We start from the raw sequence: 24,141 nt of genomic DNA on the forward strand, positions 1-24,141 counted from the left end.
GACGGGTCATGCTTTATTATCCAGCAACTTTTTCAGACCATCGAGAGGCGTGCGGCCCAGCCCGGCCGATGGCTCGCCGCAAGCACGGATCAAAAACAAGATGGCAGTCAAATCCCCCGCTGTTCGCAAGAGATTTCCCCTTCTGGTAACCGGCGGCCTGCTCGCATTGCAGCCCCTGGCGATTTCGATCGCGACCGCCAATGAACAGTTCGCCTGCCAGCCCGGTCCTTCCGGCGGCTGGGCGTGCGCCACCGCGCCCGTCGCGGCCGACTCGCCGCCACGCCCGGTGCATACGGGCAGTGCAGCCACCACGACAGCCGCAGCCGAAAAGCCCGCCACGGGCAAGGCGAAGCCGGAGGCTGCCACAACTCGCCTGGTCACGGAAAGCAAAGGTCGCGCGCTGGCCTCGCGCAGCGCCGACTACAGCCATCTGGACTGGGTGCCGCGCGATCAGCTGACCAACGCTCAGCTCGCCGAAACAGGCCCCTACTGCTCCGGCGCCTATGTCGAGCCGAGCCGCCCCGGCCAGTTCGACGATACGCCGATGAGCGAGGCACCGACCTATGTATCGGCCAAGGCCACGCGCTACGAGCAGGAACAGGAAATCGCCACCCTGGCCGGCGACGTCGTCCTGCGCCAGGGCAGCATGCAGGCCGAGGCCGATGAAGCCAGCCTGTATCAGCTGGAGAACCGCGGCGAGCTGAGCGGCAACGTCCGCTTGCGCGACCGCAGCGCGCTAATGGTCGGCGACCGTGCCGAGATCTTCCTGGATACCGGTGAGGCCAAGGTCGAGAACGCCGAGTACGTCATTCACGAGGGAGGAGTCCGCGGCAGCGCGCAATATGCCAAGCGCGAGGAAACCGCGATCATACGTCTCAAGGACGGCACCTACACCAGTTGCGAGCCCGGCGAGAACACCTGGCACCTGAAAGGCAACAACGTCACCTTGAACCCGGCCTCCGGCTTCGGCTCGGCCACCAACGTCACGCTGCGGGTCAAGGATATTCCGGTGTTCTACACACCCTATATCCACTTCCCCATCGACGATCGCCGCCAGTCCGGCTTCCTCATGCCGACCATCGGCAGCTCCAGCGATACCGGTCTGGCGCTGTTGACGCCTTACTACTTCAACCTGGCGCCGAACTTCGACGCCACGCTCTACCCGCATTTCATGTCCGACCGCGGCCTGTTGATGGAAGGCGAGTTCCGCTACCTGACGCGCAGCAGCGAAGGCCAGTTCGGCGCTGCTTACCTGGACGACAGCAACGACGACCGCAAACTGCAGTCCGAGTACGAAGACCAGCGCTGGATGTACAGCTGGCAGAACCGCAGCGGCCTGGATTCGCGCCTGCTGGCCGAAGTCGACTATACCGACATCAGCGACCCCTATTACTTCCAGGACCTGGACACGCAGTTGGGCATCAGCCAGCCGGACTTCCTCGACCAGCGCGGCACCTTGACCTGGCGGGGCGACACCTTCACCGCCGCGCTCAACGTACACGCCTACGAGGCGACCAGCGTGGTCGACACCACGCCTTACGAACGCCTGCCGCAGCTGACGTTGAATGGCGCGCTGCCCTTCCAGCCGGGTGGCTTGCGCTTTACCTATGGCAGCGAGTTCGTCAGCTTCCAGCGGGATCTGCGCAGCGGCAACTTCATCAACGAAGACGGCACGCCGCAGCCCTGGTACGACAATTATGTCAGCGGCCTCAATCGCGCCGAAGGCGAGCGTATCCACTTGGAGCCAGGCGTCAGCCTGCCGTTGAACTGGAGCTGGGGTTTCCTCAAGCCGTCGGTCAAGTATGCCTACACCCAGTACGATCTGGACCTGGACAGCACCGGACAAGGACAGCTGACCGGCCAGTTCGAAGACTCTCCCGACCGCAGCGTACCGATCTTCAGCGTCGACTCGGGCCTGTATTTCGATCGTGACACCCAATGGTTCGGCAAAGATTACCGGCAAACCCTCGAACCGCGCCTGTTTTACCTTTACGTGCCCGAAGAAGATCAGGATGAGATCCCCGTCTTCGACACCAGCGAAAGCAGCTTCAGCTACTCGTCGCTATGGCGCGAAAACCGCTTCTCCGGCAAGGACCGTATCGGCGACGCCAACCAGATTTCCCTGGGCGTGACCAACCGCTGGATCGAACCGAACGGCTTCGAGCGCCAGCGCTTCAGCATCGGCCAGACCTATTATTTCGAAGATCGCAAGGTGCAGATGCCTGGCATCGACTATCGAGACCGGGACATGGCCCAGTCATCGGTATCGCCCTATGCCCTCGAATACATGTACCGCTACAACCGCGACTGGCATTTCACTTCGACCTTCAACTGGGACCCGGACAGCCACAGCACCCGCTCCGGCAGCGCCATGTGGCACTACCAGCCAGCCGACAACCCGAACAAGATCGTCAACATCGGCTATCGCTACCGCAACGACACCATGCGTTACGACCAGGCCAGCGGCCAGTGGACCTATAACAGCGACTTCGGAACCCCTGGCCAGGCCAATTACATCAAGGACTACTACAAGATCAACCAGCATGACTTCTCGTTCATCTGGCCGGTGGTCCCGCAGTGGAGCGTGATCGGGCGCTGGCAGCACGATTACAGCCGCAGCCGCACGCTGGAAGCCTTCGGTGGCTTCGAGTACGACAGCTGCTGCTGGAAGCTGCGCCTGATCAACCGCTACTGGATCGATTACGACGAGACCGATCTCAACCCCGATGTGAACGACGAACCGGATACCGGAATTTTCCTGCAGATCGTGTTCAAAGGCCTCGGCAACGTCATCGGCGGCGCCACTGAGACATTCCTCGACGAAGGCATACAAGGTTACCGTGAACGTGAAAATCAAGCTTTCTGATTACCTGCGCCCGCTGACGCTGGGCGCCTTGCTGCTGGGCAACGCGCTGCTTGCCACCTCCGTCTCCGCCCAGGTACGCCCGCTGGATCGTATCGTCGCCATCGTCGACAACGACGTGATCATGCAGAGCCAGCTGGAGCAGCGCCTGCGCGAAGTCGAGCAGACCATCGAGAAACGTGGCGCCGAGATGCCGCCCCGAGACGTCATGCAGCAGCAGGTGCTGGAGCGCCTGATCACCGAGAACCTGCAGCTGCAGATCGGCGATCGCTCGGGTATCCGCATCTCGGACGAAGAGCTCAACCAGGCTCTGGCCACCATCGCCCAGCGCAACAACATGACCCTCGACCAGTTTCGCAGCGCCCTCGCGGCGGACGGGCTGAGCCTGGAAACCGCCCGCGAGCAGATTCGCCGGGAGATGGTCATCAGCCGTGTGCGTCAGCGCCGTATCGCCGAGCGTATTCAGGTCTCCAACCAGGAGGTGGAAAACTTCCTCGCCTCGGACCTCGGCAAGTTGCAGCTTTCCGAAGAATACCGGCTGGCCAACATCCTGATCCCGGTTCCCGAGTCCTCGGATTCCGCGGCCATCCAGGCAGCCGAGCGAAGCGCTGCGGATACCTATCAGCAATTGCAGCAGGGCGCAGACTTCGCCCAGCTGGCCGTCTCGCGCTCGGCCAGCGAAAACGCGCTGGAAGGCGGCGACATGGGCTGGCGCAAGGCCGCGCAACTGCCACCGCCGTTCGACACCCAGGTGCGCGACCTCGCCGTGGGCGAGGTCACCCAGCCGGTACGTACGCCGCCGGGCTTCATCATCCTCAAGCTGCTGGACAAGCGCGGCGGCGACACCCAGGTGCGCGACGAAGTCCATGTTCGCCACATCCTGATCAAGCCCAGCCAGATTCGTAGCGAAGCGGAAAGCCGTCGCCTGATCGAGCGTCTGCGCGACCGTATCGAAGCCGGCGAGGACTTCGCCGAGCTGGCACGCAACTTCTCCGAAGACCCCGGCTCTGCCCTCAACGGCGGCGACCTGAACTGGATCGACCCCAACTCGCTGGTGCCCGAATTCCGCGAAGTCATGGCCAACAGCGCCAGCGGCGAGCTTTCCGAACCCTTCAAGTCCGCCTTCGGCTGGCACATCCTGGAAGTACTGGGCCGCCGCGCCACCGATGCCAGCGAGGAATTTCGCGAGCAGCAGGCGCTTAACCTGCTACGCAACCGCAAGTACGACGAAGAACTGCAGGCCTGGCTGCGTCAGATCCGCGACGAAGCCTATGTGGAAGTGAAGCTTTAAGCTGTAGAAAAGCGTAGGGTGGATGTCGCTTTCTACATCCACCGCAACTCCGCTCGGTGGATCGATGAAGCGCGATCCCCCTACGAAGCTGCGAGCCAGGATGCGGGGTGATGACCGAAGGGTTGCCACCCCGTTTTTCATTTCAGACGGGCAACCGCCGCCCATGCCGAGAACATGCCAATGACCGCTTCCCGCCCCTTCGTTCTCACTCCCGGCGAACCGGCCGGCATCGGTCCAGACCTCAGCCTGCTCATGGCCCGTGAGATGCAGCCGCAGGCAGTGATCGCCATCGCCAGCCTTGAGCTGCTCAAGTCGCGCGGCGATTTGCTTGCGCTGGATATCCAGCTGCTGCCGGTCAGCCCTGGTGCCTGGCCACAAAAGCCGGCCCCCGCTGGCAGCCTTTATGTCTGGGATACCCCCCTGCAAGCGCCGGCAGAACCGGGCCGGCTGGAGGCGCGCAATGCCCGCTACGTGCTGGATACCCTGACCCGCGCAGGCCAGGGCTGTCTGGCGGGCGACTTCGCCGGCATGATCACCGCTCCTGTTCATAAAGGCGTGATCAACGAGGCCGGGATCGCGTTTTCCGGGCATACCGAATTTCTCGCCGAGCTGACCCATACCGAGCAGGTGGTCATGATGCTCGCCACGCGCGGCTTGCGCGTGGCGCTGGTGACCACTCACCTGCCACTCAAGGATGTCGCGGCGGCGATAACCGCCGAGCGCTTGTGCAGGGTCACGCGCATCCTGCATGCCGACTTGGTCGACAAGTTCGGCATCGCCCAGCCGCGCATTCTGGTTTGCGGGCTCAACCCCCATGCGGGTGAAGGCGGTCATCTGGGGCGCGAGGAAATCGAGATCATCGAACCGGCGCTGGCCCTGCTTCGCGAGGAAGGTATCGACCTGATCGGACCGCTGCCGGCCGATACGCTGTTCACGCCGAAGCACCTCGAGCACTGCGACGCGGTGTTGGCGATGTACCACGACCAGGGCCTGCCGGTGCTCAAGTACAAGGGCTTTGGCGCGGCCGTCAATGTCACGCTGGGCCTGCCTATCGTGCGCACCTCGGTCGACCATGGCACCGCGCTGGACCTGGCCGGCACGGGTCGTATCGACACGGGCAGCCTGCAGGTCGCGCTGGAAACGGCTTATCAGATGGTGGGGAGTCGCTGCTAGGAACTGGTGCCGCGCCGGCTCAGATTCCCTCGTCCCCTTCGAACTCTTCCGTGGCACGGGCGACCATCTGCCGCCAGTTGCCGGATTCCTTCGCCAGCAGGCGCATGGCTTCCAGGCTGGCCTCGAAGGCTGCCTGGTAGTGCTGCGGCGCGTTCTCGTTGGCCGCGCGATCGGCGTGCAGCTTTATCTGGGCCAACAGCGCCTCGAACTCGTTCTGATCCAGGGCCATGTTCGTTCCTCACCTTGGTGGTTGCTGGAATAGACCCTGCCCATGCGTACGCATTCCAATGGCATGACGCACGGCGCTTTTCACGCCGTCGATCATTTCAGCTTCAGCCGCCGCGCCAGCTTGTGCAGGTTGCTCGGATCGACGTCCAGCAGCCGCGCCGCCTGCGCCCAGTTTTCCCCACTGGCTTCCAGCGCGCGGACGATGGCCTGGCGCTGGCTGGCATCGACCGTTTCGCGCAGCGAGAGGATCTGTTGTGCGGTGAGGGGCTCCGTCGTTCCGGGGGTATCCACAACGGAAGCCACCGGTGAACTGTCCAGGTCCAGCAGCTCCGGCTCCAGCGTGAGTATCTCGCGACGCGAGGCGCCCTGGCTGAGCATCCGCAGCGCGGCGCGACTGATCACGTGTTCCAGTTCGCGCACGTTGCCGGGCCAGGCGTATCCGAGCAGCGCGCGCTCCGCCGCAGGAGACAGGCGCATGCTGCGCAGCCCGAGGCGCGCACGGTTCAGTTCGAGAAAATAGCCGGCCAGCAGCAGCACGTCGTTGCCACGCTCGCGCAGCGGTGGAATCGGCGCCGGATAGACCGAAAGCCGGTGATAGAGGTCCGCCCGGAAATGCCCGTCACGCACGCTTTCACGCAGATTCCGATTGGTGGCGGCAATGATGCGCACATCGACCTGGCGCGGCTTGTCCGCCCCCAGCCGCTGAATCTCGCCGTTCTGCAGCGTGCGCAACAGCTTGGCCTGCACCGTGAGCGGCAACTCCCCCACCTCGTCGAGCAGCAGCGTACCGCCATTGGCCGCATCGAAACGCCCGGGACGATCGGTGGTGGCGCCGGAGAAGGCACCCTTCACGTGGCCGAACAGCTCGCTCTCGGCCAGCGACTCGGGCAGCGCCGCGCAGTTGACCAGCACCAGCGGCTTGTTGCGCCGACGCGAGTGCCGATGCAGCCAGCGCGCGAACAGTTCCTTGCCGACCCCGGTTTCGCCCAGCAGCAACACGGGCAACTCGGAGTCCGCGACCACTACCAGCTCGCGCAACAGGTCGCGGATAACCGGGCTCTGCCCGAGGATCTCGTCGTCGCCGGGCACCAGGGTGTTCTCCAGCACATCGCTGCGCGCCAGGCGCAACCCGCGATTCTCATGCTCCAGCCGGGTGATTCGCACCGCTGCCTCGATCAACAGGGTGTAGCGCTGCAGATCACGCCGGATCTCGTCGTCGAAGGTACCGGCATGCAGCGCATCGAGGGTCAGCGCGCCCCAGAGCGCACCTTCGACATACAGGCTGATGCCCATGCAATCATGCACGGGCAGTGGCTCGCCGACATGCTGGTCGAGCAGCCCATCGTAGGGGTCGGGCAAGCGGCTGTCAGGTTCGAACCAGGTGGGCTCCCGTTGCGACAGGATGGCCGCCAGCCGTGGATGCTGGGCCACGACGAAGCGCCGCCCCAGGGCTTCCTGCACCAACCCCACCGCCGCCAATGGTCGTAGCGCGTCCTCATCGAGCCGCAGCAGAACCACCGCTCCGCAGCGAAAACGCTGATGCAGCGTATGCACCAGCCGTTGCAGGCGAACCGCGTTGGGCAGTTCGGTCACCAGGTCGGCGAGCAGCGCCTCTTCCATCATGGTATTAGCCACCTTCTAGGGTTTTTTGAACCATATCTGCTATCGGTGATTTTGACCATCTCTATCTGCAAGCCTTGGAATCACAACGAATTGAAGCTGGCACAACCCTTGCGTTTGTAGGGGCAAACGCTCAACTCAGGATTTCATCCATGACCATTGCATTGACCGAGCAAACCCTGGGCAGCCTGGCCTGCCTCATCCCGGGAGCCACCCGTGTTTTCCGCCAGTACAAGCTGGATTTCTGCTGCGGTGGCAACACCAGCCTGCGCGACGCCGCCAGCCAGCGCGCCCTCGATGCGCAGGCCATTGCCGAGCAGCTCGCCGCCCTGGGTGGCCACTCCGACACGCAGCCGGATTGGCGCAACGAGTCGGCCGGCACGCTCATCGAGCACATTCTCGAGCGCTTTCATGAGCGGCACCGCGAACAGTTCCCCGAGCTGATACGCCTGGCCAATCGGGTCGAGCAGGTTCATGGCAACAAGGCCGACTGTCCGGTGGGGCTCGCCGAGCATCTCTGGAACATGCAGCAGGAACTGGAAAGCCACATGCTCAAGGAAGAACAGATCCTGTTCCCGATGCTGCAACGTGGCATGAAGCTGCCACAGAGCCAGGGGCCGATCGCGGTGATGCGCTTCGAGCACGACCAGCACGGCGCCGCGCTCGAGCGCATGGCCGAACTCACCAACGACATCACGCCCCCCGAGAACGCCTGCAACACCTGGCGCGCGCTGTATCGCGGCCTGGAAGAACTGCGCGACGACCTGATGCAGCACATCCACCTGGAGAACAACATCCTGTTCGCCAACGCTTCGGCCGAATGACACAGCAATACGCGCGGGCTGGTCTTCAGCCGGGCTATCGGAGGTGATATGAAAGCAGTTATCCAACCTTTGGCGTGGGGCATAGCGATGGCCTCGATACTGGCGGTGGCGACAGGCTTCGCGCTTGCCGTCACCAGCGGAACGGTCCAGGCCGTCGAGCATTCGCACGGCCAGCACGCGCACGGCGAACAGGTCTCGATCTCGGTGCCAGACGGTCAGAGATGGGCCACCGACCCCAGCCTGCGCGAGGGCATGTCACGCATTCAGGACGCCGTGCAGCAGGCGCTGCCGAGCGCTCCGCAGGCGCCGCTGGGCACCACCGAGGCGGCTCGGTTGCGGGAGTCCACCCAAGACGCCATCGCCTACATGGTCGACAGTTGCGAACTGCCTGCCGAGGCGGATGCCGCGCTGCACCTGCTGCTCGCCGAGCTGATCGAGGGCACTAATGCCCTTTCTCAGGCGGAACGACGCGAGGCGGGCCTGGAACACATCGTCACCGCCTTGCAGCATTACGCCGAAACCTTCGACGAGCCACTCTGGCGCTGACCCGGCGCTCGCCGGGCTGGCAGACCGTTGAAAATGTGGACGAGAGGCAGCCAGTGCAAGGCAGAAACAGGCGAGAAAGCAGTTTAGTGTTCTAGATGAGCATCTTGAGCCTGTTTCTAACGCAGCAATGGCAACGCAGATAGTTTTTCAACGGCCCTGCTAGCGCTGTGCCGCACGGCACGGCTAGGCTTGCAGCTGGTACCCTTAACGCCTTTCAGTTCCGAGAAGACAGGACGCCTCGCATGGTGCTTCATCGCGTACATCACCAGATCCTTCGCAGCCACCACCTGTTCGAACCCCTGAACGACGAGCAGATGGACGAGCTGATGAATGCCAGCCAGCTTCTCAACCTGGACAAGGGGGACAACCTGTTCCACCAGGGCGAACCGGCGCATTCGTTCTATTTCGTCATCTCCGGAGCCATCAAGATCTATCGGCTGACGCCCGATGGACAGGAAAAGGTTTTCGAGGTCATCGGCAACCGCCAGACCTTCGCCGAAGCCATGATGCTGATGGACACGCCCAACTATGTCGCTTCGGCGCAGGCCGTCTGCCCTTCGCAGGTCTATCGCTTCTCCAATACCGCCTACATGCGCCTGCTGGAAGCCAACCAGCGGCTGTCCTTCGCCCTGCTCGGCAAGTTGAGCGTGCGCCTGCATCAGCGCATCAACGAGATCGAGACCCTGTCGCTGAAGAACGCCACCCACCGCGTGGTGCGCTACCTGATGACGCAGCTGAACAAGGAAAAGGACGGCGGCAACAGCTTCGAACTGCCAATGGCCAAGCAACTGGTGGCGGGGCACCTGTCGATCCAGCCGGAAACCTTCTCGCGGATCATCCGCCGTCTCATCGACGAAGGCATCATCACCCAGGAAGGCCGGCAGATAGCGATCCTCGATCGTCACCGGCTGGAGCAGTTCGAGTGATCCGGCGCAGTCTGACACCTAGGGCCGTTTCGCGAGCGATTGATCGCCATCAACCGTAATCAGGCGCAGCGCGTGGCAAGCTGCGACCGATAACGAGGATTCGACGATGCCCAACTGCCTCTACTGCCAGCAACAGAACCCGCCCAAGCAGGCCGAATGCGACAACTGCGGCATGCCCTTGCCCGAGCATGCCGACAGCGCGCCGGAACGGCGCCAGCGACGCTTCATGTGGTTCTGCATATGGCTGACGGTGTTCTGCGGTGCGATGATCGTCTGGCTGCCACGACATCTTTTCTGATTCGCCGATTCCCACGCTCCGGGCGTAGATCGTTCCTACGCTTCCGCGTAGGAACGTAACGTTGGGCGCTCCAGCGCCTCGCCCTTCTCCGCGTCAATGCCTCACCCGCCAAAACGGTACTGCGACGCAGAGCGTCAACCATGGCGTTCCCACGCAGGAGCATGGGAACGATCAAACGATTGGAGTGGCTCGATCACCCCTGCGTCAGCTGCTTGTACAGCTGTGGCAGGCGGAACGGCAGCTGCTGCGGGTCCTTGATCAGCGTGTAGCCGTTGGCGCCGAACATGTAGGGCAGGTAGTCGCCGGCCTCGCTGTCGATGGTGATGCAGAACGGCAGCAGGCCCTGGCGGCGCGCTTCCAGCACGGCCATGCGGGTGTCTTCCACACCATAACGGCCCTCGTAGAGATCCAGGTCGTTGGGTTTGCCGTCGGTGACCAGCAAGAGCAGCTTGCGCCGCTGCTTGCGCGCGCCGAGCAGGTCGGTGGCCTGGCGAACGGCGGCACCCATGCGGGTGTAGAAGCCGGGGCGCAACGCCTGGATGCGACCGCGGGTTTCGTCGCCGTAGCGCTGGCGAAAGCTCTTCAGCTCCTGCATGCGCACCTGCTGCCGGCGCAGCGAAGAAAAGCCGTATAGCGCGAAGTCGTCCCCCACCGCCGACAGGGCCTCGCCGAACAGCATCAGGCTGTCGGCGATCACGTCGATCACCCGGTGCTCGTCATTCAGGTGCGCATCGGTGGACATCGACAGGTCGGCCAGCAGCAGGCAGGCCAGGTCGCGCCGGTTCTGCCGCTGCTCCATGAACAGTCCTCGCTCGGCGCAGTGGCCGTGCTGGCGCTCGACGTGGAAATCCAGCCAGGCCTGCATGTCCAGTTCCGATCCCTGGGGTTGCCCGCGCAGCCATTGACGGTCGTTGCGCAGGTTCTCGAACTGCCGGCGCAACCGCCGCGCCAGCGGCCCCAGCCGCACCGGCAACCCTCTGGGTTCGGAGCCCCGCGGCAACATCATCTGCAGGTTGACGAAGTCGTCCTGCAGGCGCTGTTTGCGATAGTCCCATTCCGGCAGCTTGATCCCTTCGCCCAGCGGAATGTCGTCGACGTCGGCCGGCGGCAGATCCAAGTGCAGTTTCAGGCCGCCGCCCTTGCGCATGCGCTGGCGCGACATCGCGATCTCGTCGAGGTCCTCGGCCACGCGCGAGGCGTCTTCGTTCTCGCTGTCGTCGTTCTGACGATCGAGCTCGACATGCTCGGACCAGCTGAACAGGTTTTCCAGGCGGAACAGCATCAGCCCACCCTTGCTGGTGTTGTCCTCGACGCGCTTGGCGCGCTTGCGTATGCCGCTCTGTTCGGCAGGTGGCGCCTGCAGGTTGTTGTCCTGGTCCTCTTCGGCCAGTTCGGTGGCCTGTGGCACGCCCAGGTTTTCGGCTGGATACAGCCACATCGGCAGCGGCCAGGGCGCTACCTCGCTGCGTGGAAACTGCTCGACACTGCCCGGCTCACGCAGCGCCTGACGCAGCGCCCGTTCCAGCGCCGCCTCGGCTCTGGGAAGCGAATCGGGATCCGGCCGCAGTTGCAGGTGCGCCTCCACCAAACGCTCGTAACGCGAGCGCATGGCGGGGAAGCGCTGGAGAATCGACTGGGTCCAGCGCTGGTTGTCGCGCGCCCAATGGCGCATCTCGCCGGCCTGCGCGGCGAGCAGCGCCAGCCAGCGATACAGATCCTGATTGAGCGAAACCTCGGGATAGACCGCGAGGCTCTGCGGCAGGCGCAGGTTGTTGGCGTCGCACCAGGCCACCGGCAATTGCTTGCAGGTGCCGGCGACCTGCTGCAGCAGATTGCGCCGCAACATCAGGTCACGCGCGCTGGCGGCTTCCACACCTATGCCGCTGGCGCCGCCCATGGCTCGGAACAGCATCGCCAGGGGTCGGCGCATGCTCTCCAGTTCGACACAGGCTTCGGGGAAATCGGGGCTTGCGCGACGGGTGATGAAGCGATGCCAGACGCTGCCGACCCACTCTTCGACTTCGATGGTAAAGGCCATGAACAATCACTCCGTAGCGCATTCGAAAAACAGAAACGGCCCGCTAGGAATCAGCCGGGCCGTTGTACATATCGCGGTCGGACTCAGGCCGCGGTGGCTGCCGCAGGCACGTCAGCGGTCACTCGACCACGCTGCCTGAAGCTGTACAGGTAGCAGACCAGGCCGATCAGGAAGAACACGCCGGCAACCAGGCGCAGCCAGAAGAAGATGGCGAGCTGGTCGGCGGTATTCATGAAGGACATGGCGGCACCGTCTGCCGGGATGCGCTGCAGCCAGACCTGAACCACACCCGCAGCGGTCAGGAACAGCGTGATCGCGACCATCGACACGGTCATCAACCAGAAGCCCCAGATCTCGATGCGCTGAGCGCGCGCATCCGGTGCCTCACCCAGGCCACGCAGGCGCGGCATGGCGTAGCTGATCATGGTCATCACGATCATCGCGTAGGCGCCGTAGAACGCCAGGTGGCCGTGCGCTGCCGTCAGCTGCGAACCGTGGGTGTAGTAGTTCACCGGAGCCAGGGTATGCAGGAAGCCCCACACGCCCGCACCGAAGAACGCAGTCACGGTGGTACCGATGGCCCACAGCGAAGCGGCCTTGTTCGGATGCTGGCGACGGCGACGGTTCACCATGTTCAGCGCGAACAGCACCATGGCGAAGAACGGCAGCGGTTCCAGAGCCGAGAAGATCGAGCCGAGCCACAGCCAGACCTCAGGCGCACCGATCCAGAAGAAGTGGTGACCGGTACCGATGATGCCGGAGATCAGCGCCATGGCGATGATCACGTACAGCCACTTCTCGATCACTTCGCGGTCGACGCCGGTGATCTTGATCAGGACGAAGGCCAGCATCGAACCCATGATCAGTTCCCACACGCCTTCCACCCACAGGTGCACCACGAACCACCAGTAGTACTTGTCGCGCGCCAGGTTTTCCGGGTTGTAGAAGGCGAACAGGAAGAACACCGCCAGACCGATCAGGCCGGTCATCATGACCATGCTGATCGCGGTCTTGCGCCCCTTGAGCAGTGTCATGCCGACGTTGTAGAGGAAGCCCAGGGCCACCACCACGATGCCGATCTTGGTAATCGTCGGTTGTTCCAGGAACTCCCGCCCCATGGTCGGCAGCAGGTGGTTGCCGGTCATCTGCGCAAGCGCCGCGTACGGCACCAGCAGGTAGCCCAGGATGGTCAGCACGCCAGCGGCGGCGAACACCCAGAACAGCAGGATGGCCAGTTTCGGGCTATGCAGTTCGCGATCCGCTTCCTCGGGGATGAGGTAGTAGGCCGCGCCCATGAAGCCGAACAGCAGCCAGACGATCAGCAGGTTGGTGTGAACCATCCGCGCCACGTTGAAGGGGATCAGCGGGAACAGGAAGTCGCCGACCACGTACTGCAGCCCCATGATCAGGCCGAACAGGATCTGCCCGACGAACAGCATCAGAGCGAACACGAAGTAGGGTTTGGCGACCGCTTGCGATTGGAATTTGAGATGCGGATTCATGATGCTCATCTCTCAGCCCTCCTTGTTTGGCGGCCAGTTGTTGGTATCGATCTTCGAAGTCCACTTGAGGAACTCCGCCAGATCGTCGACTTCCTGCTCGCTCAGGTTGAATTGCGGCATCGCGCGACGCCCCGGGGCGCCCAGCGGCTGCGCCTTCATCCAGGCGCTCAGGAAGGGCTTGAAGGCCGCATCCTCACCGCGACGAACGAAGACGTTGCCCAGCTCCGGCGCGAAGTAGGCGCCCTCACCGAGCAGACTGTGACAGCCGATGCAGTTGTTGTTTTCCCAGACTTCCTTGCCGCGCACTACCGCCTCGGTCAACTCCGAAGCGTTGGTACGCTCTGGGAAAGTCTGCTCTGTGTGATAGGTCAGGCCTAGGAATACCAGGAAGAAGAACACGCTTCCCCCGAAGTAAATATTCCTGGCCATCCCCTTGGTGAAGGTGTCGGACATGGTCGCCTCCTCATGGCTTGGCGTGGCCAGTTTAAGAAGGTGCCTATCGAAATACGCTTGATGGCAATCAAGAAAAACCTGAACGCAACACTCGGGTATAGCCTTGCCGCCGTTTTCCCTGCGGGCACGTCGAAGCCCGAAGCCAGAGCCTTCGAGCGGCGATCTCAGACGCATGAATATGGAGCGGCGGAAGGCACTGCGACCATGGGTCGCCAGCATGCCGCTGCAAAGAAAAGAGGGGAAAGAGAGCGGCGCCCTTGTGGGGGCGCCTAGGGTCTGTTGCCGTTTCGTCGCGAGCCGCGTACGAACGGCAACAGACCCCAGGAACTACAGCAGCATCGCCAGCACGATTCCCGCCGCCATCGCCAGCGGCCAGCACAGCAGCAGGAGCCGCCAGAGCCCAGGCGCATGACGCAACTCCATGAAACCGTCGGTGATCAGCCAGGCCTTGACCAGAGCAATGGCCATTACCCCGGCGGCAAGCAGCAGCGTCGAGCCGGCGTTGCCCAGCACCACCGTGCCGATGGACAGCACGGCGAGCCCGACCCAGCAGTAGATCAGTACCTTCGAAGCGGACATCGGAACCTCGTCAGTTGAGCACGTAGACCAGCGGGAACAGCAGCACCCAGACCATGTCGACCATGTGCCAGTACAGCACCCCCGACTCAAGCCCGGCATGCTCATGCGCGGTATAGGCGCCTCGGCGGCAGCGATCAGCCATCCAGCCCAGGATCACCATGCCCAGCAGCACGTGCAGGAAGTGAAAACCGGTGAGAAGCCAGTACAGGGTGAAGAATGTGTTGTGCTCCATCCCCAGCCCCGCTTCGGCGAGGTGCCCGTACTCGTTGAGCTTGAGTACCACATAGACGCAGGACGTGAGCAGCGCGGCCAACAGCAAACCGGCAGCGCGCAGCGGTCGCGACACGCGCACCTGCTCGACCGCCAGCGCGGCGAACAGCCCCGACGTCAGCAGGCTCAGCGTCAGCGCCAGTCCCATGGAACTGTCCAGCGCGGCGCGGCTCTGCGCGAACAGCTCGGGACTGAGCCATTGGGTGACGGCAAACGCGAGAATGAAGATCGCGAACACTGACAACTCGACCAGAATGAAGAACCACATGGCCAGGTCGCCCGGCAACCGCAGGCCGGACCTGGCAAAAACCTCAGGCGAAGTGGACATCGACTACATCCATCAGTGCGGCAACGGTTTGCGGATCATCGGACAGCGGCTCGGCCAGGCAGGACATGCACGCCTCGCGCGGGCTCATGCCGGCGCGGATCATCCGCGCCGCGAAGATCAGCAGACGGGTCGAGGCCACCTCTTCCAGGTCGTGCTGTTCCAGTCGCCGTAACGCCTGCCCCAGCTTGACGATCTGCGCGGCCAGCTCAGCATCGACCTGCGCCTCGTTGGCGACGATGCGCTGCTCCTCGGCCGCGGATGGATAGTCGAAACGCATGGCCACGAAGCGCTGCCGGGTACTGGGTTTCATGCCCTTGAGCAGGTTCTGGTAACCGGGGTTGTAGCTGACCACCAGCATGAAGCCCGGCGGCGCCTTGAGCGTCTCGCCCGTGCGCTCGATGAAGAGCTCGCGACGATCGTCGGCCAGCGGGTGCAACACCACCGCAGTGTCCTGACGCGCTTCCACCACCTCATCGAGATAGCAGATGCCACCCTCACGCACCGCGCGGGTCATCGGCCCGTCCTGCCACCAGGTGCCCTGGGCGCCGATCAGGTGGCGGCCGACCAGGTCGGCGGCGGACAGGTCGTCGTGGCAGGCCACGGTGTACAGCGGCAGATTCAGCCGGTGCGCCATGTACTGCACGAAGCGGGTCTTGCCGCAGCCGGTCGGCCCCTTGATCAGCACCGGCATGCCATGGCGCCAGGCCTGCTCGAAGAGCGCCTCTTCGTTGGCCTGCGGTTGGTAGAACGGAGCGCCATCCAGACCAACATCAAGATGTACAGGCGCATTCATTGGCAATACCTCACTGCAGCAGTTGGTTAATCATCTGCCGCCAAACTACCCCCCGCACCGCCCCCTCTCAAGCCATCCGCCGGCGAAGCTTGATTACGGTCAAGTCCCGCTTGAAATGGCACCTTCTCGAGGCCGTGCACCCGCCAGCAGCGCAGGCCGTACGCGGGCTCGCCGAGCCCTTTCGTTTCTGCATACAACCCTCGCCCGCACTGGCCTCCCCGCGACACGACGTCACGTTCGGGGGGTCGCCGAAAGACTCTTGACTGCCATCAAGCGCGTTCGCAAGAGGCCCACCTAGGATGCAAACCGCGCACAAGAAGAAAGCACCCGGGAACTGCCACATCGCCGTAACTAGCAGGAGCCGCCCCAAGCGCTCCAAAAAGGAGAGACATCCATGAGTACCATTGGTAAACCTCTGATCGCCGGCCTGTTCGCCGGCATGTCGATGCTCGGCATGGCCGTCGCCCATGCCGCCGCACCGGACATGACCGCGGAAGAAAAAGAAGCCGCCAAGAAGATCTACTTCGAGCGCTGCGCCGGCTGTCACGGTGTTCTGCGCAAGGGCGCCACGGGCAAGAACCTCGAACCGCACTGGGAAAAGACCGAAGACGGCAAGAAAATCGAAGGCGGCACCCTGAAGCTGGGCACCAAGCGCCTGGAGAACATCATTGCCTTCGGTACCGAAGGCGGCATGGTCAACTACGACGACATCCTGACCGCCGAAGAAATCAACCTGATGGCGCGCTATATCCAGCACACGCCGGACATTCCGCCAGAGTTCTCTCTGCAGGACATGAAGGACAGCTGGAACCTGATCGTTCCGGTGGCCGAACGCCCGAAGAAGCAGATGAACAAGGTCAACCTGCAGAACGTCTTCGCCATCACCCTGCGTGACGCCGGCAAGCTCGCGCTGGTCGACGGTGATACCCACGAGATCTGGAAGATCCTCGATACCGGCTACGCGGTGCACATCTCGCGTCTGTCCGCCTCCGGCCGCTATGTCTACACCGTCGGCCGCGATGGCCTGACCACCATCATCGACATGTGGTATCCGGAACCGACCACCGTCGCGACCGTTCGCCTGGGCTCCGATGCCCGCTCGGTGGACGTCTCTAAGTTCAAGGGCTACGAAGACAAGTACCTGATCGGTGGCACCTACTGGCCGCCACAGTACTCGATCATGGACGGCGAGACTCTGGAACCGATGAAAGTCGTCTCCACCCGCGGCCAGACCGTCGATGGCGAGTACCACCCCGAGCCGCGCGTGGCGTCCATCGTCGCCTCGCACATCAAGCCCGAGTGGGTGGTGAACGTGAAGGAGACCGGGCAGATCATGCTGGTCGACTACACCGACATCAAGAACCTCAAGACCACCACCATCGAATCCGCCAAGTTCCTGCACGACGGCGGCTGGGATGCCTCCCATCGCTACTTCATGGTCGCCGCCAACGCCTCCAACAAGGTCGCGGCAGTCGATACCAAGACCGGTAAGCTGGCAGCTCTGATCGATACCGCGAAGATCCCGCACCCGGGACGCGGCGCCAACTTCGTGCACCCGCAGTTCGGCCCGGTATGGTCCACCGGCCACCTGGGCGACGACGTGGTGTCCCTCATCTCCACGCCTTCGGATGAATCCAAGTACGCCAAGTACAAGGAGCACAACTGGAAGGTGGTGCAGGAGCTGAAGATGCCGGGCGCCGGCAACCTGTTCGTCAAGACCCACCCGAAGTCGAAGCACTTCTGGGCCGACGCGCCGATGAACCCGGAGCGTGAGGTAGCCGAATCGGTGTACGTGTTCGACATGAACGACCTGAGCAAGGCACCGACCCAGCTCAACGTCGCCAAGGACTCCGGTCTGCCGGAAAGCAAGGCAATCCGCCGCGCTGTGCAGCCCGAGTACAACAAGGCGGGTGACGAAGTGTGGATCTCCCTCTGGGGCGGCAAGACCGACCAGTCCGCGATCGTGATCTATGACGACAAGACACTGAAGCTCAAGCGCGTCATCACCGACCCGGCCGTCGTCACTCCGACCGGTAAGTTCAACGTGTTCAACACCATGAACGACGTGTACTAACCCGCCCGAGAACGGCATGCCGACTCCCCCGTGCCTGGCGCGGGGGAGCTGGCCAGGGAATCGCACCCATGACAGACCACAAAGACCCGAAACCGAAGGCTAGCCGCCTTTCATTCCTGCGCCGGCCGAGTACGCGCTACTCGCTCGGGGCCATTCTCATCGTCGGTATCGCGACAGGGGTGATTTTCTGGGGCGGCTTCAACACCGCCATGGAAGCCACCAACACCGAAACCTTCTGCATCTCCTGCCACGAGATGGGCGACAACGTCTATCCCGAATACAAGGAAACCATCCACTATTCCAACCGCACCGGCGTACGGGCGACCTGCCCGGACTGCCACGTGCCCAAGGAGTGGACGCACAAGATGGTGCGCAAGGTCGAGGCCTCCAAGGAGCTCTGGGGCAAGCTGATCGGCACCATCGATACCCGCGAGAAATTCGAGGACAAGCGCCTGACCCTGGCGCGCCGCGAATGGTCGCGGATGAAATCCAACGATTCGCGCGAATGCCGCAACTGCCACAGCCTGGAGAGCATGAGCTCCGACAAGCAGAAACAACGGGCGCGCGTGCAGCACAAGATGGCTGCCGAAGACAACATGACCTGCATCAACTGCCACAAGGGGATCGCCCACCATCTACCCGAAGGCATGACCGAAGAAGACGAAGAGTGATCGGCCGGTCCAGGCGGGCCAGCACCATCGAAGATGAGGAACCGAAGATGAAAAAGATCATGATGGCCAACGCTATCAGCGCCGCACTGGCGCTCACGGCATTCAATGCCCTGGCTGCCGCGCCCGCCGACTGGAGCGCCGTACCAGCAATCGAAACCGGCGTGTTCTATCCTGGCGTGTCGCCGGTCGAATGGATCACCAAGGGCACCGAGCACGGTGGCGCGCGCGTCCTGCGCAAAGGCGAGACCTGTGCCGCCTGCCACTCCGAAGAGATCGCCGACATGGGCGAGAAGATGGTCAGCGGCAAGAAGATCGAACCTTCGCCCATTCCCGGCAAGGCCGCGTTCATCAGCACGACCGTGCAGGCCGCCCATGATGGTGAGAATCTCTACCTGCGCTTCTCCTGGAAGCAGCCGGCGGCTTCCGGCAGCGCGCCGATGGATGAGCTGAACCCGATGAAGATCGCCTACATGCTAGAGGCAGGCGACAAGGTCGAACTGGCCGGTCAGGCCGGCTGCTGGGCCAGCTGCCACGGCGACGCCCGCACCATGCCCGGCGCGGACGCCAACAAGACCAAGTACGTCAAGGACGGCTCGCTGGCGGGCGGTATCTACTACGACCTGAACCAGTGGCGCAGCGGCGAGAACAAGAGCTTCGACGGTTATGTCGCCGATCACCGAGAAATGGAAGGTGGCCAGGCGCTGGTAGGGGCCGAAGGCAAGCTCGAAGGCGATACCTGGTCCGTGGTATTCACCCGCAAGTTCACCGGCGGTGAAGGCGATGTCGCGCTGGTGCCCGGCAACACCTACAACTTCGGCTTCGCGATCCATGATGACGCCACCTCAGGGCGGTTCCACCATGTGTCCCTCGGCTACAAGCTCGGTATCGATGCCGAAGGCGACATCACCGCAACCAAGCTCTGACCCCCTCCCCCGGGAAATGACGGGCCAGCACGACGCCGGCCCGTTCCATTTCCACCTCTCAGCAAGACGCGTCTTGCGCCGTAACCGGCCGCTGCAATGCCACGTCGCCAACGCAACGGGTTTTCAACGGTCTGTTAGGTTGATCCCAGTCAAGGACTCACCCGACCGCGCTGGCTCATGCTCACCCCGTCGCCGCAATGACATTTGCGCCGGGAGATGCATCGCCTGCGAATGGAAACAGTGATCCGGAACAAAAGGTTGCTTACCCATATCGGTAAATTTAACGTGCATCCACCCAGTACATTTGTTGCTGGGTTTTTCCACCGGGGCGGGCTCAGATCCTCCCCTCAATTAGCCTTGAGGAAGTACTCATGAAAAAAATCCTGGTTCCGCTGTTCGCCCTGAGCGGCGCGCTGATGCTGCAACCGGCGATTGCTCAGGACGGCGAAGCGCTGTTCAAGAGCAAGCCTTGCGCAGCCTGCCACAGCATCGATGCCAAGCTGGTTGGCCCGGCATTCAAGGAAGTCGCCGCCAAATACGCGGGCCAGGAAGGCGCAGCCGACCTGCTTGCCGGCCACATCAAGAACGGCAGCCAGGGCGTCTGGGGTCCGATCCCGATGCCGCCAAACGCTGTAACCGAAGAAGAAGCCAAGATCCTCGCCGAGTGGGTTCTTAGCCAGAAGTAACCTAGCGTCCTGGAGGACGTCATGACAGTGTCCCGACACGCAGTATCACGTTTGGGGCTCGCCCTGGCGTCCCTCCTCCTGATTCCCGCAGCCCTGGCCGCGGCACCTGATGCCGAACGCCAGGCTCAACTCGAACACCTTCTCGTGCAGGACTGCGGTTCCTGTCACGGCCTGCGCATGACCGGCGGCCTCGGCCCCGCCATCACCCGCGACGCACTGGCCGGCAAACCCCGCGACAGCCTCATCGCCACCGTGACCCACGGAAGACCCGGCACCGCCATGCCCGGCTGGAATGCCCTGCTCGACGAGCAGGACATCGTCTGGCTGGTCGATCTGCTTCTCGAAGGATATCCAAAGCCATGATCCGTCCCTTCCTGCTGCTGGCTGCGGCCGGCCTGCTTTGCGCCTGCGCGCAACAACCCCTGCGCGGCACCGGCGACCTGGGCGTGGTGGTGGAACGCGCCACCGGCAGCCTGCAACTGATCGAGAGCAGCGGCATGAGCAGCCTGGCGCGCATCGAGGGGCTGGGCGACCTGTCCCACGCTTCGGTGGTGTTTTCCCGTGACCAGCGCTTCGCCTATGTCTTCGGCCGCGACGGCGGGCTGACCAAAGTCGACCTGCTGCGCCAGCGCATCGACAAGCGCGTGATCCAGGGCGGCAACAGCATCGGCGGCGCCATCAGCCAGGACGGCCGTCTGATCGCCGTGGGCAACTACGAGCCGGGAGGCGTCAAGGTCTTCGACGCCCAGACCCTGGAGCAGATCGCCGACATTCCCGCCACGCCGCTGGCCGACGGCAGCCGCAATTCCCGCGTGGTGGGCGTCACCGACGTACCGGGCCAACGCTTCATCTATAGCCTGTTCGATACCGGCGAAACCTGGCTGCTGGACTTCAGCCAGAGCCGCACGCCGCAGATCAGCCGTTTCGAGAACATCGGCAACCAGCCCTACGATGCGCTGCTCACGCCGGAGGGTCGTTACTACATCGCAGGCCTGTTCGGCGAGGACGGCATGGCCAAGCTCGACCTCTGGCACCCCGAGCGCGGCGTCGAACGCATCCTCGACGGCTACGGCCGTGGCCAGCAGAAACTGCCGGTCTATAAGATGCCGCACCTGGAAGGCTGGACCGTGGCCGGCAACCAGACCTTCGTGCCCGCCATCGGCCAGCATCGCGTGCTGGTAATGGACAGCGAGAACTGGCAACAGACCGGTGCCATCGACGTCGCCGGCCAGCCGATCTTCGTCATGGCGCGCCCAGATGCGCGACAGATCTGGGTCAACTTCGCCCATCCGGACAACGGCAAGATCCAGGTCATCGACAGCGAAACCCACGACATCATCGCCACCCTGGAGCCCGGCCCTGCCGTGTTGCACATGGAGTTCACCGCGCGCGGCGACCAACTCTGGCTGTCGGTGCGCGACGGCGGCGAAATTCAGGTCTGGGACCCCTACACGCTGAAACTGCTCAAGCGCCTGCCGGCGGAAAGCCCGAGCGGCATCTTCTTCAGCAGCCGCGCCCACGAGACGGGGTTGTGACATGCAACTGGACAGCCTCAGCCGCCGCCTGATCGACCGCTTCCAGCACGGCATGCCACTGTGCGCCGAGCCCTACCGCGCCATGGCCGAGGCGCTGGAGTGCAGCGAAGAAGAGATCCTCGCCAGCCTTGAGCAGCTGGAACGCAGCGGCGGGCTTTCCCGGATCGGCCCCGTCTTCGAGCACAGCCGCGCCGGCGCCAGCACCCTGGTGGCGCTCGCCGTGCCAGTGGCGCGCGTAGAAGCGGTGGCAGCGCGGATCAACAGCTTCCCCGAGGTCAACCACAACTACCTGCGCGAGCATGACTACAACCTCTGGTTCGTGGTCACGGGCCCTGACCGCGCGCACCTGGACGCTCTGCTGGCGCAGATCGAGGCGGAAACCGGCCTCACGCCGCTGGACCTGCCGATGGAATGCGCCTACCGCATCGACCTCGGCTTTCCCATTGGAGATGCGCCATGACCGGCACCCTCGACCACTCGCAGGCAATGCAGCTGCGCAGCCTGCTCGAAGCGGGCCTGCCGCTTGCCGCCCGTCCTTATCGGATGCTGGCCGAACGCATCGGCGCCAGCGAACAGGCAGTGCTCGAACAGGTCCGGCACTGGAGCGAGGACGGGTTGTTCCGTCGCGTCGGCCTGGTGCTCAAGCATCGCGCGCTGGGTTTTCGCGCCAATGCGATGCTGGTGCTGGACATCGCCGACGATCAGGTCGACGAAGTCGGCCGACGTCTCGGCCAGGCCGCCGGCATCAACCTCTGCTACCAGCGCCCGCGCCGCCTGCCGGACTGGCCCTACAACCTGTTCTGCATGGTCCACGGCCGCGAGCGCGAACAGGTCTGCCAACTGATCGAAAACCTGCTGGCCGAACACGGATTGAGCGAAGTGCCGCACCAGCTGCTGTTCAGCACCCGCGCCTTCAAACAGTGCGGTGGCCGCTATGCTCCACCCGCTGCCCGGGAGCTGGCCCATGGATGACCTCGACCGCCGACTGATCAACCGCTTGCAACATGGCCTGCCGCTGGTAAAGCAGCCCTGGCAGGCGCTGGCCAACGAACTGGATAGCGATCCGCACACCCTGCGTGCGCGGGTTCAGGCGCTGCTGGACGACGGCACCCTGACCCGTTTCGGCCCCATGTTCGACATCGACCGCCTGGGCGGCGCCTTCACCCTCGCCGCCCTGTCCGTGCCGGAAGAACGCTTCGACGCCGTGGCCGCACAGCTCGACGCCCTGCCCGAAGTCGCCCACAACTACCGCCGCGAGCACGAGTGGAACATGTGGTTCGTACTGGGCTGCGCGACCCCTGAAGGCATCGCCGAAACCATCGCCCACATCGAGGCACAGACGGGCCTGCCGGTACTCAACCTGCCCAAGGAGGAGACCTACCATGTCGGCCTGCACTTCTCAGTTTGATAGCCGGTTTGATCCCGACCTGGTGCGCCGCCTGGTGAAACTCACCCAGTCCGGCCTGCCGCTGGTGGACAATCCCTGGGCCTGGATCGGTGAACACCTGGACCTTGAAGAAGACGCCGTGCTGTCCCTGCTGCGCCAGCTGCAGGAAGACGGCGCCATCCGCCGCATCGCCGCCGTGCCCAACCACTACCGCCTGGGTTATAAGCACAACGGAATGACCGTGTGGGACGTGGACGACGCCCATCTCCCTCGCCTCGGCCCACTGCTCGGCTCACAACCCTTCGTCAGCCACTGCTACCGCCGCCCCCGCCGCGAAGGCTGGCGCTACAACCTGTTCGCCATGGTGCATGGCCGCAGTGCTGAGGAAATCGAGGTATACCGCGCACAGATTCGCCAACTGCTCGGCGATGCGTGCCGAGCGGACGAGATGCTGGTAAGCAGCCGGATATTGAAGAAGACGGGGTTGCGCCTAGGCAATCGCCGCTAGTCAGCGACACGTCGCTGACGTCAGAACTGACTGCACAGCGCCAGGAGCAGCAGACAGAACACCACCAACCCGACACAGCACACGTAGCTGTCCGCTCGCGAGCCGTCCGGTCGGGCGTGCGTCGGGTAGCGGCCCAGCGTGAAAAGCCGGACCACTGGCCAGCCGCAGAAAAAGAAGAAGGTGCTCAGGATCAGCTCGGAAACCACATACCCGACGTATTGCACGAGCATGCTGATTAGAAATTCCACGCAACCACCGAGCCTGTCAGAACCGCCATTCGGGCTTGAACAGGCCAACCACGAAAACCAGCGTGGTAAAGCCCCACATCACGACCGCATAGAGGCGGATCTGCTCGGCGTTCCATGGCCAGGCGAACCACTCCAGCAAGGCCATGGCTTTCCAGCCCTCGAGCCAGTGCGCGCCACCCCAACTGATGATCCATTTCCAGAACAGGCTGTTCAGGCAGTACAGCGCAACGAACTCTCCAGTACCCATGGATCACCTCGGCATTCAAGCTGCGCCAGTCTATGCGAAGCGATCTTTAGCTGAGCTTGACGGCGATCTCGTTGCGAGCCGAAAAGCAACGCAGCGCTGGAGAGGCCTGCGACCAACCACCCGCCTTGCT

27 protein-coding genes are annotated in these 24,141 nt (G+C 63.4%); 17 read left to right on the forward strand and 10 right to left on the reverse strand.

All coding sequences use genetic code 11. The features are described from left to right. Window positions 1-100 precede the first annotated feature (100 nt). From EA795_RS09850 to pdxA, 3 genes are all read left to right on the forward strand, one after another. Window positions 101-2,866, forward strand: coding sequence for an LPS-assembly protein LptD (locus tag EA795_RS09850; RefSeq protein ID WP_122077002.1), 2,766 nt, complete (start codon window positions 101-103; stop codon window positions 2,864-2,866). Further along, window positions 2,847-4,154 carry a peptidylprolyl isomerase gene (locus tag EA795_RS09855; protein ID WP_058075661.1) on the forward strand — a complete coding sequence of 436 codons (1,308 nt, stop codon included), beginning with the start codon at window positions 2,847-2,849 and terminating at the stop codon, window positions 4,152-4,154. Before EA795_RS09850 ends, EA795_RS09855 begins: the two co-directional genes overlap by 20 nt. 180 nt (window positions 4,155-4,334) lie before the next feature. Further along, window positions 4,335-5,327, forward strand: a complete 993-nt coding sequence (gene pdxA, locus EA795_RS09860; protein WP_122076960.1) for a 4-hydroxythreonine-4-phosphate dehydrogenase PdxA — start codon at window positions 4,335-4,337, stop codon at window positions 5,325-5,327. 19 nt (window positions 5,328-5,346) lie between these two features. Here the strand turns inward: pdxA and EA795_RS09865 are convergent, their stop codons facing one another. Further along, window positions 5,347-5,556 carry a hypothetical protein gene (locus EA795_RS09865; RefSeq protein ID WP_014851553.1) on the reverse strand — a complete coding sequence of 70 codons (210 nt, stop codon included), beginning with the start codon at window positions 5,554-5,556 and terminating at the stop codon, window positions 5,347-5,349. A gap of 92 nt (window positions 5,557-5,648) precedes the next feature. Next, a complete protein-coding gene (gene norR, locus EA795_RS09870) occupies window positions 5,649-7,178 on the reverse strand; it encodes a nitric oxide reductase transcriptional regulator NorR (RefSeq protein ID WP_014851552.1) in 1,530 nt (509 codons plus the stop codon). Between the two features lie 149 nt (window positions 7,179-7,327). Here norR and ytfE point away from each other — a divergent pair, with 149 nt between their 5' ends. The 4 genes from ytfE (at window position 7,328) to EA795_RS09890 (ending at window position 9,769) form a co-directional block, all read left to right on the forward strand. Then, window positions 7,328-7,999 carry an iron-sulfur cluster repair protein YtfE gene (ytfE, locus tag EA795_RS09875; RefSeq protein ID WP_014851551.1) on the forward strand — a complete coding sequence of 224 codons (672 nt, stop codon included), beginning with the start codon at window positions 7,328-7,330 and terminating at the stop codon, window positions 7,997-7,999. A 48-nt stretch (window positions 8,000-8,047) separates the two neighbouring features. Continuing rightward, window positions 8,048-8,545 carry a hypothetical protein gene (locus tag EA795_RS09880; RefSeq protein ID WP_043942502.1) on the forward strand — a complete coding sequence of 166 codons (498 nt, stop codon included), beginning with the start codon at window positions 8,048-8,050 and terminating at the stop codon, window positions 8,543-8,545. A 242-nt stretch (window positions 8,546-8,787) separates the two neighbouring features. After that, window positions 8,788-9,471, forward strand: coding sequence for a Crp/Fnr family transcriptional regulator (locus EA795_RS09885; protein WP_014851549.1), 684 nt, complete (start codon window positions 8,788-8,790; stop codon window positions 9,469-9,471). Between the two features lie 106 nt (window positions 9,472-9,577). Next, a complete protein-coding gene (locus EA795_RS09890; protein WP_014851548.1) occupies window positions 9,578-9,769 on the forward strand; it encodes a hypothetical protein in 192 nt (63 codons plus the stop codon). 193 nt (window positions 9,770-9,962) lie between these two features. Here EA795_RS09890 and EA795_RS09895 read toward each other — a convergent pair whose 3' ends face one another. The 6 genes from EA795_RS09895 to EA795_RS09920 form a co-directional block, all read right to left on the reverse strand. After that, window positions 9,963-11,807, reverse strand: coding sequence for a nitric oxide reductase activation protein NorD (locus EA795_RS09895; protein WP_115027435.1), 1,845 nt, complete (start codon window positions 11,805-11,807; stop codon window positions 9,963-9,965). A gap of 83 nt (window positions 11,808-11,890) precedes the next feature. Then, window positions 11,891-13,318: a cbb3-type cytochrome c oxidase subunit I gene (locus tag EA795_RS09900; RefSeq protein ID WP_014851544.1), complete on the reverse strand. Its 1,428-nt coding sequence runs from the start codon at window positions 13,316-13,318 to the stop codon at window positions 11,891-11,893. 3 nt (window positions 13,319-13,321) lie between these two features. After that, window positions 13,322-13,762 carry a c-type cytochrome gene (locus EA795_RS09905; RefSeq protein ID WP_014851543.1) on the reverse strand — a complete coding sequence of 147 codons (441 nt, stop codon included), beginning with the start codon at window positions 13,760-13,762 and terminating at the stop codon, window positions 13,322-13,324. A gap of 327 nt (window positions 13,763-14,089) precedes the next feature. After that, window positions 14,090-14,341 carry a cytochrome C oxidase subunit IV family protein gene (locus EA795_RS09910; RefSeq protein ID WP_014851542.1) on the reverse strand — a complete coding sequence of 84 codons (252 nt, stop codon included), beginning with the start codon at window positions 14,339-14,341 and terminating at the stop codon, window positions 14,090-14,092. A 10-nt stretch (window positions 14,342-14,351) separates the two neighbouring features. Next, window positions 14,352-14,939: a cytochrome c oxidase subunit 3 gene (locus EA795_RS09915; protein ID WP_014851541.1), complete on the reverse strand. Its 588-nt coding sequence runs from the start codon at window positions 14,937-14,939 to the stop codon at window positions 14,352-14,354. Continuing rightward, window positions 14,923-15,732, reverse strand: a complete 810-nt coding sequence (locus EA795_RS09920; protein ID WP_014851540.1) for a CbbQ/NirQ/NorQ/GpvN family protein — start codon at window positions 15,730-15,732, stop codon at window positions 14,923-14,925. The genes EA795_RS09915 and EA795_RS09920 overlap by 17 nt, the downstream gene beginning before the upstream one ends. A gap of 394 nt (window positions 15,733-16,126) precedes the next feature. Between EA795_RS09920 and EA795_RS09925 the strand changes: the two genes are divergently transcribed. The 10 genes from EA795_RS09925 to ahbB (EA795_RS09970) all read left to right on the forward strand — a co-directional run bounded on the left by EA795_RS09925 (window position 16,127) and on the right by ahbB (EA795_RS09970) (window position 23,516). After that, the gene (locus EA795_RS09925; protein ID WP_014851539.1) at window positions 16,127-17,806 is read left to right on the forward strand and encodes a nitrite reductase; all 1,680 of its coding nucleotides are present in this window, start codon (window positions 16,127-16,129) and stop codon (window positions 17,804-17,806) included. Between the two features lie 68 nt (window positions 17,807-17,874). Then, window positions 17,875-18,477, forward strand: a complete 603-nt coding sequence (locus tag EA795_RS09930) for a NapC/NirT family cytochrome c (protein WP_014851538.1) — start codon at window positions 17,875-17,877, stop codon at window positions 18,475-18,477. A gap of 47 nt (window positions 18,478-18,524) precedes the next feature. Next, window positions 18,525-19,400 carry an ethylbenzene dehydrogenase-related protein gene (locus tag EA795_RS09935; protein ID WP_043942716.1) on the forward strand — a complete coding sequence of 292 codons (876 nt, stop codon included), beginning with the start codon at window positions 18,525-18,527 and terminating at the stop codon, window positions 19,398-19,400. A gap of 371 nt (window positions 19,401-19,771) precedes the next feature. Next, window positions 19,772-20,086, forward strand: a complete 315-nt coding sequence (locus EA795_RS09940; protein WP_014851536.1) for a c-type cytochrome — start codon at window positions 19,772-19,774, stop codon at window positions 20,084-20,086. A 21-nt stretch (window positions 20,087-20,107) separates the two neighbouring features. Then, a complete protein-coding gene (locus EA795_RS09945) occupies window positions 20,108-20,449 on the forward strand; it encodes a c-type cytochrome (protein WP_043942501.1) in 342 nt (113 codons plus the stop codon). Next, window positions 20,446-21,621, forward strand: coding sequence for a cytochrome D1 domain-containing protein (locus tag EA795_RS09950; RefSeq protein WP_014851534.1), 1,176 nt, complete (start codon window positions 20,446-20,448; stop codon window positions 21,619-21,621). Before EA795_RS09945 ends, EA795_RS09950 begins: the two co-directional genes overlap by 4 nt. A gap of 1 nt (window position 21,622) precedes the next feature. Continuing rightward, on the forward strand, window positions 21,623-22,081 hold the full coding sequence (locus EA795_RS09955; protein ID WP_014851533.1) for an Lrp/AsnC family transcriptional regulator: 459 nt from the start codon (window positions 21,623-21,625) through the stop codon (window positions 22,079-22,081). After that, the gene (gene ahbB / locus EA795_RS09960; protein ID WP_014851532.1) at window positions 22,078-22,593 is read left to right on the forward strand and encodes a siroheme decarboxylase subunit beta; all 516 of its coding nucleotides are present in this window, start codon (window positions 22,078-22,080) and stop codon (window positions 22,591-22,593) included. The genes EA795_RS09955 and ahbB (EA795_RS09960) overlap by 4 nt, the downstream gene beginning before the upstream one ends. Continuing rightward, the gene (locus tag EA795_RS09965) at window positions 22,586-23,029 is read left to right on the forward strand and encodes an Lrp/AsnC family transcriptional regulator (protein ID WP_014851531.1); all 444 of its coding nucleotides are present in this window, start codon (window positions 22,586-22,588) and stop codon (window positions 23,027-23,029) included. Before ahbB (EA795_RS09960) ends, EA795_RS09965 begins: the two co-directional genes overlap by 8 nt. After that, a complete protein-coding gene (gene ahbB, locus EA795_RS09970; protein ID WP_014851530.1) occupies window positions 23,004-23,516 on the forward strand; it encodes a siroheme decarboxylase subunit beta in 513 nt (170 codons plus the stop codon). The genes EA795_RS09965 and ahbB (EA795_RS09970) overlap by 26 nt, the downstream gene beginning before the upstream one ends. A 20-nt stretch (window positions 23,517-23,536) precedes the next feature. Here the strand turns inward: ahbB (EA795_RS09970) and EA795_RS09975 are convergent, their stop codons facing one another. Both EA795_RS09975 and EA795_RS09980 read right to left on the reverse strand, forming a co-directional pair. After that, window positions 23,537-23,764, reverse strand: coding sequence for a hypothetical protein (locus tag EA795_RS09975; RefSeq protein ID WP_125864718.1), 228 nt, complete (start codon window positions 23,762-23,764; stop codon window positions 23,537-23,539). Between the two features lie 16 nt (window positions 23,765-23,780). Further along, window positions 23,781-24,011 carry a hypothetical protein gene (locus EA795_RS09980; protein ID WP_014851528.1) on the reverse strand — a complete coding sequence of 77 codons (231 nt, stop codon included), beginning with the start codon at window positions 24,009-24,011 and terminating at the stop codon, window positions 23,781-23,783. Window positions 24,012-24,141 lie beyond the last annotated feature (130 nt).

The organism is Stutzerimonas nitrititolerans (assembly GCF_003696285.1).
Taxonomy (GTDB): Bacteria; Pseudomonadota; Gammaproteobacteria; order Pseudomonadales; family Pseudomonadaceae; genus Stutzerimonas; species Stutzerimonas nitrititolerans.

Bases quoted from the DNA above. Each gene is read 5' to 3' on its own strand.
- EA795_RS09850 (WP_122077002.1), top strand. From the start codon at position 101: ATGGCAGTCAAATCCCCCGCTGTTCGCAAGAGATTTCCCCTTCTGGTA.
- pdxA (WP_122076960.1), top strand. From the start codon at position 4,335: ATGACCGCTTCCCGCCCCTTCGTTCTCACTCCCGGCGAACCGGCCGGC.
- EA795_RS09865 (WP_014851553.1), bottom strand. From the start codon at position 5,556: ATGGCCCTGGATCAGAACGAGTTCGAGGCGCTGTTGGCCCAGATAAAG.
- norR (WP_014851552.1), bottom strand. From the start codon at position 7,178: ATGATGGAAGAGGCGCTGCTCGCCGACCTGGTGACCGAACTGCCCAAC.
- ytfE (WP_014851551.1), top strand. From the start codon at position 7,328: ATGACCATTGCATTGACCGAGCAAACCCTGGGCAGCCTGGCCTGCCTC.
- EA795_RS09880 (WP_043942502.1), top strand. From the start codon at position 8,048: ATGAAAGCAGTTATCCAACCTTTGGCGTGGGGCATAGCGATGGCCTCG.
- EA795_RS09885 (WP_014851549.1), top strand. From the start codon at position 8,788: ATGGTGCTTCATCGCGTACATCACCAGATCCTTCGCAGCCACCACCTG.
- EA795_RS09890 (WP_014851548.1), top strand. From the start codon at position 9,578: ATGCCCAACTGCCTCTACTGCCAGCAACAGAACCCGCCCAAGCAGGCC.
- EA795_RS09895 (WP_115027435.1), bottom strand. From the start codon at position 11,807: ATGGCCTTTACCATCGAAGTCGAAGAGTGGGTCGGCAGCGTCTGGCAT.
- EA795_RS09900 (WP_014851544.1), bottom strand. From the start codon at position 13,318: ATGAGCATCATGAATCCGCATCTCAAATTCCAATCGCAAGCGGTCGCC.
- EA795_RS09905 (WP_014851543.1), bottom strand. From the start codon at position 13,762: ATGTCCGACACCTTCACCAAGGGGATGGCCAGGAATATTTACTTCGGG.
- EA795_RS09910 (WP_014851542.1), bottom strand. From the start codon at position 14,341: ATGTCCGCTTCGAAGGTACTGATCTACTGCTGGGTCGGGCTCGCCGTG.
- EA795_RS09915 (WP_014851541.1), bottom strand. From the start codon at position 14,939: ATGTCCACTTCGCCTGAGGTTTTTGCCAGGTCCGGCCTGCGGTTGCCG.
- EA795_RS09920 (WP_014851540.1), bottom strand. From the start codon at position 15,732: ATGAATGCGCCTGTACATCTTGATGTTGGTCTGGATGGCGCTCCGTTC.
- EA795_RS09925 (WP_014851539.1), top strand. From the start codon at position 16,127: ATGAGTACCATTGGTAAACCTCTGATCGCCGGCCTGTTCGCCGGCATG.
- EA795_RS09930 (WP_014851538.1), top strand. From the start codon at position 17,875: ATGACAGACCACAAAGACCCGAAACCGAAGGCTAGCCGCCTTTCATTC.
- EA795_RS09935 (WP_043942716.1), top strand. From the start codon at position 18,525: ATGAAAAAGATCATGATGGCCAACGCTATCAGCGCCGCACTGGCGCTC.
- EA795_RS09940 (WP_014851536.1), top strand. From the start codon at position 19,772: ATGAAAAAAATCCTGGTTCCGCTGTTCGCCCTGAGCGGCGCGCTGATG.
- EA795_RS09945 (WP_043942501.1), top strand. From the start codon at position 20,108: ATGACAGTGTCCCGACACGCAGTATCACGTTTGGGGCTCGCCCTGGCG.
- EA795_RS09950 (WP_014851534.1), top strand. From the start codon at position 20,446: ATGATCCGTCCCTTCCTGCTGCTGGCTGCGGCCGGCCTGCTTTGCGCC.
- EA795_RS09955 (WP_014851533.1), top strand. From the start codon at position 21,623: ATGCAACTGGACAGCCTCAGCCGCCGCCTGATCGACCGCTTCCAGCAC.
- ahbB (WP_014851532.1), top strand. From the start codon at position 22,078: ATGACCGGCACCCTCGACCACTCGCAGGCAATGCAGCTGCGCAGCCTG.
- EA795_RS09965 (WP_014851531.1), top strand. From the start codon at position 22,586: ATGGATGACCTCGACCGCCGACTGATCAACCGCTTGCAACATGGCCTG.
- ahbB (WP_014851530.1), top strand. From the start codon at position 23,004: ATGTCGGCCTGCACTTCTCAGTTTGATAGCCGGTTTGATCCCGACCTG.
- EA795_RS09980 (WP_014851528.1), bottom strand. From the start codon at position 24,011: ATGGGTACTGGAGAGTTCGTTGCGCTGTACTGCCTGAACAGCCTGTTC.